Below are 4900 nucleotides of genomic sequence, written 5' to 3'. Positions count from 1 at the left end.
GTTGCGAATGATCTGGTCGGCGATCGAGACCATGGCCTCGCTGCGCTTGGCCTCGTGCGCGATGGCCCCGGGGCTGAGATCCTCGTCGGAAAGCCGTTCCATCTGGGTCGCCGAGGCAGGTGCGCGCGCCCGCGGCCCCGGACGACGCGGCGCGCGAAGAACGCGTGAAGATGACGAAGCTGCGCCAGACGATCGCGCGCAGGCTCAAGGACGCCCAGAACGCCGCGGCCATGCTGACGACCTTCAACGAGGTCGACATGAGCGAGGTCATGGCGCTGCGCTCGAAGTACAAGGACGTCTTCGAGAAGAAGCACGGCGTGAAGCTCGGCTTCATGGGCTTCTTCGTGAAGGCCGTCATCCAGGCCCTCAAGGACATTCCGTCGGTCAACGCCGAAATCGACGGCGGCGACGTGGTCTACAAGAACTACTACCACATCGGCATCGCGGTCGGGACCGACAAAGGCCTCGTGGTGCCGGTGGTGCGGGACGCCGACCAGCTTGGTCTCGCGGGCGTCGAGAAGACGATCGCCGACCTCGGGCGCCGGGCGCGCGACGGCAAGCTCGGCATCGACGAGATGCAGGGCGGCACCTTCACGATCACCAATGGCGGCATTTACGGGTCGCTGATGTCGACCCCGATCCTGAACGCGCCGCAGTCCGGCATCCTGGGGATGCACAAGATCCAGGAGCGGCCGGTCGCGATCGGCGGCAAGGTCGAGATCCGCCCGATGATGTATCTGGCGCTGAGCTACGACCACCGCATGGTCGACGGCAAGGAGGCCGTGACCTTCCTGGTCCGGGTCAAGGAAAGCCTCGAGGATCCGTCCCGGCTCGTGATGGACCTGTGACGAGCCGGCGGCGCGCCGCGAGGCGCGCCGCGTCGCCGAAGGTCAGCTCACATTTGCGGAGATGATCTTGTTCAGCTCGAACATCGTGGCCTTCTTCTTGCCGAACAGCTTCTCGAGCGTGGCGTCCGCGAGGATCTCGCGGCCGTCGTCCGGGTTCTGGAGCTTGTGCTTCTTGATGTAGTCCCACATCTTGCTGACGATTTCGCTGCGCGGCAGCGGGCCTTCGCCGACGATCGCGCCGAGCTCCGACGATGGCTTGACCTTGGCGTGGATGCCGTCGGTCCGGTTCGACTTCTTCGCATTGTCAGGCTTCTTGGTAGTCGCCATAGGTGCCCTCCTTGTTCCTGCGCATCGAGCACGGTCTCACGGACCGCATTCCAGTCCTTCAACCGCTCGGACTTCAAGACGTTCCGAGCGTGGTCGCGCCGCGGCCCTCGCGGCGCGGCGGAGGTCAGTCAGGGGCGTGTTCCGATGGCTGACCAAGATCGGCATCCGAAGGTCGAGCCGCACCTTTGCGTCGCCGGAGGCGCGGAGGCGCTCAGCTTCTACCGGAAGGCGTTCGGCGCCAAGGTCGTGATGACCGTGCCGGCGCAGGACGGCGTCCGGCTCCTGCACGCGACGGTCGAGCTGTTCGGCGGCCAGGTGCTGGTGCATGACGAGTTTCCCGAGGCCGCCGGGCCCGGAGCGGTCCGTGCGCCCACCTCGACCGGGGGCGCGAGCGTCGCCATCAACGTCAACCTCCCGACCGCGGAGGACGTCGACGTCGCGATCGCGCGCGCGGCCGGCGCCGGAGCGGTTGTCGTGATGCCCCCGGAGAACACCTTCTGGAACGCCCGCTACGGCCGCGTGCAGGACCCGTTCGGCCATGTCTGGGCCTTCAACGCCCCGCTCGGCTGAACCTCCATCGCTCGAACCCGAAAGAGACCCATGGCTTACGATCTCGTCGTCATCGGCAGCGGTCCCGGCGGCTATGTGTGCGCGATCCGCGCCGCCCAGCTCGGGCTTAAGGTGGCCGTGGTCGAGAAGCGCGCCACCCATGGCGGCACCTGCCTCAATGTCGGCTGCATCCCCTCCAAGGCGCTGCTGCACGCCTCGGAGCTGTTCGAGGAGGCCGGCCACAAATTCGGGAAGATGGGCATCGGCGTCGGCCAGCCGACGCTCGACCTCGCCCAGATGATGGCGTTCAAGGACGAGGGCGTCGCCGGCAACGTCAAGGGCGTCGACTTCCTGTTCAAGAAGAACAAGATCGAGACCTTCCACGGGACCGGCCGGATCCTGGGGGCCGGCAAGGTCGAGGTCGCCGGCGATGGCGGCGAGACGCAGACGCTCGAGACCAAGGCGGTCGTGATCGCCACCGGCTCCGACGTCGCCCGCCTCAAGGGCCTCGAGATCGACGAGAGGACCATCGTCTCCTCGACCGGCGCGCTGTCTCTTCCCGAGGTCCCGAAGAAGCTTGTGGTGGTCGGCGGCGGCGTGATCGGGCTGGAGCTCGGCTCGGTCTGGCGGCGGCTCGGCTCGGAGGTCGTGGTGGTCGAGTTCCTCGACCGCATCCTGCCCGGGATGGACGTCGATCTCGGCCGGCAGTTCCAGCGCCTGCTGGAGAAGCAGGGCATGACGTTCCGCCTCGGCTCGAAGGTCACCGGCGCGACGAAGCAGGCCGAAGGCCTTTCGGTGACGGTCGAGCCCGCCAAGGGCGGCGAGGCCGAGACCCTGGAGGCGGACGTCGTGCTGGTGGCGATCGGCCGCGTTCCCTACACGGAAGGCCTCGGCCTCGAGGAGGCGGGCGTCGAACTGGACGAGCGCGGGCGGGTCAAGACCGACGGCCATTTCAAGACCAGCGTCGACGGCGTCTACGCCATAGGAGACGTCATCGCCGGGCCGATGCTGGCCCACAAGGCGGAGGACGAGGGCGTCGCGGTCGCGGAGATTCTGGCCGGCAAGCCCGGGCACGTGAACTACGGCGTGATCCCGAACGTGGTCTACACCTATCCGGAGGTCGCCTCGGTCGGCAAAACCGAGGAGGAGCTGAAGGCGGACGGCGTCGACTACCGCGCCGGCAAGTTCCCGTTCACGGCCAACGGCCGCGCGAAGGCGAACGGCACGACGGAAGGCTTCGTGAAGATCCTGGCCGACGCCAAGACGGACCGCGTGCTCGGCGTGCACATCATCGGTCCGGACGCCGGCACGCTGATCGCGGAAGCCGCGCTCGGCATGGAGTTCAGCGCCTCCTCCGAGGACATCGCCCGCACCTGCCACGCCCATCCGACGCTGTCGGAGGCCGTCAAGGAGGCGGCGCTCGCCGTCGAGGGCCGCGCCATCCACATGTGAACGGCGCGCGGCTCAGATCGGCAGATCGACGCCGCGCGCCTTGAGCCGCGACCGGAACGCCCGGTCGATCTCGGCGGTCACCGCCGGCATGCGGTCGGCCGAGAGCCGGACGCTGTCGGCGATGACGTTCGGCATCACCCGCAGCGCCTTCTGGCCCGTCGGCGAGCGGTAGAAGGCGAGCATGTCGCGCAACTCGTCGGCGGTGAAATAGGTGGTGTAGATCGCGGGCGCGGCGGCCAGCATATCCTTGGTGTGCTGCACCACGATGGTCTGGAACTCGTCCTTGAGCGAGGCCATCGTGGCCGGCGAGGCGCCGGGCATCGACTCCTGAAGCTGAGGCTCGAAGGCCGGCCAGGAGCGCGCGACGAACTGCGCCACCATGCCGTCCTTCGAGATTTCGTTGACGAGCTCCACGGCGACGCGGAGCGCCTGGTCACGCGACGGGCGCTCTTGCGAGGCGCCGGGGCCCGCAAACAGGCCCAACGCGGCCGCGAGCGTCAGCGCGGCGGCGCGGTTCATCAGCGACATGATTCGTCTCCCCGATCGTGTCGCCTCCATGAAGCAAGCGCCGCGCCAGCTTGGCCAGTGCGGAAAAACCCTAGCCGGCCGCCCTTCGCTGCTCGCTGAGCGTGAACCAGCCGACCCCGGCCAGCACCAGGGCGGTGCCGATCACGTCCACCGACGTCACCCGTTCGCCCAGGAAAGCGGCGGCGAAAATCAGCGTGGCGACGGGGCTGACCGTGCCGATCGCGGCGTTGGCCTGCGCCGAGATGCGGTGGAGGGCGGCGCTGAGCAGGAAGCTCGGCAGGATCGTGCCGAGCACCGCGATCAGCGCCGCGAGCAGCCAGACCTTGCCCGAGAGGGTCGGGAGGACGCCGACATCCCGAACCAGCGCGAATTGCAGCAGCGCCGCGAGCGCCGCCGCCGTCATGGCGATGCAGGTGAACAGCTTCGGTCCGATGCGGCCGATATAGCCCTTCGCCAGCAGCTGGTAGAGCGCGAAGGCCACGGCCGAGGCGAGCACCAGCAGCGAGCCCGTGCGGGCGGAGGCGAGGCCCGCCACCTGCATGTCCTTGGTGAACACCAGCGCCAGCCCCGCATAGCTCAGCCCGAAGGCCGCAAGCGCCTTGAGGCGGAACGGCTGGTGGAAGAAGGCCGCGCCGAGCAGAACCGTGAACAGCGGATAGGTGAACAGGATCAGCCGTTCGAACGGGGCCGAGATGTAGGCGAGGCCCAGAAAGTCGACATAGGAGGCGAACCAGTAGCCCAGCAGGCCGATCGCGAACGCCGCCGCGAAGGTCTTGCGGTCGAGGGCCGCCGGGCGCCCTGTGCTGGCCAAGGCGGCGAGGCCGATCGCGACATAGACCGGGAGCGCCAGCCCCATGCGGAGCGCGAGCAGCGTCTCCGGATCGACTCCCTCCGCATAGGCGAACTTGATCAGGATGCCCTTGCTCGAGAAGAAGATCGCGCCGGCCGCCGCGAGCGCATAGCCGATCCATGGCGGGCCGGGGCGTTCGGGCCCGGCCTCGACGATGACCTCGGGATCGGCGTCGGTGGAGCTGGGCCCGTCGCCGGGCCCGGGGCGAACCGTGCCGCGCATCTCCGCGCGACCCGGGGTTCTGGACGCGCTCAGGCGTTCCTCCGTCCACGGCAGGCGCGGACAAGGCGGGTCGCCCGGACGGGAAAGGCGCGCGCGCTCGGCATCATCGGCCGCTTATCACGCA

General features: G+C 68.6%; 5 protein-coding genes and 1 pseudogene. 3 read left to right on the top strand and 3 right to left on the bottom strand.

What is annotated here, in order from left to right; translation table 11 throughout:
* Positions 1–116 precede the first annotated feature (116 nt).
* Positions 117–848: pseudogene (gene odhB, locus ACIKT0_RS12965) on the top strand (2-oxoglutarate dehydrogenase complex dihydrolipoyllysine-residue succinyltransferase); the annotation flags it as partial.
* A gap of 42 nt (positions 849–890) precedes the next feature.
* On the opposite strand, the gene ACIKT0_RS12960 reads toward odhB, so the two are convergent.
* Positions 891–1175: an SWIB/MDM2 domain-containing protein gene (locus ACIKT0_RS12960; RefSeq protein ID WP_183394993.1), complete on the bottom strand. Its 285-nt coding sequence runs from the start codon at positions 1173–1175 to the stop codon at positions 891–893.
* A 144-nt stretch (positions 1176–1319) separates the two neighbouring features.
* Between ACIKT0_RS12960 and ACIKT0_RS12955 the strand changes: the two genes are divergently transcribed.
* A complete protein-coding gene (locus tag ACIKT0_RS12955; protein ID WP_407105740.1) occupies positions 1320–1745 on the top strand; it encodes a VOC family protein in 426 nt (141 codons plus the stop codon).
* Between the two features lie 30 nt (positions 1746–1775).
* A complete protein-coding gene (gene lpdA / locus ACIKT0_RS12950) occupies positions 1776–3176 on the top strand; it encodes a dihydrolipoyl dehydrogenase (RefSeq protein ID WP_407105739.1) in 1401 nt (466 codons plus the stop codon).
* Positions 3177–3188: 12 nt separating this feature from the next.
* Here lpdA and ACIKT0_RS12945 read toward each other — a convergent pair whose 3' ends face one another.
* Complete coding sequence (locus ACIKT0_RS12945; RefSeq protein ID WP_407105738.1) at positions 3189–3704, bottom strand: DUF2059 domain-containing protein; 516 nt, start codon at positions 3702–3704, stop codon at positions 3189–3191.
* A gap of 70 nt (positions 3705–3774) precedes the next feature.
* Entirely contained in the window at positions 3775–4776 is a 1002-nt protein-coding gene (locus ACIKT0_RS12940) for a DMT family transporter (protein WP_407105737.1), read from the bottom strand.
* Positions 4777–4900 lie beyond the last annotated feature (124 nt).

This window comes from Hansschlegelia beijingensis (assembly GCF_045505405.1).
In the GTDB taxonomy this organism is placed as follows: domain Bacteria; phylum Pseudomonadota; class Alphaproteobacteria; order Rhizobiales; family Methylopilaceae; genus Methylopila; species Methylopila beijingensis_A.
This window is presented reverse-complemented; position numbering and strand designations above follow the sequence as displayed.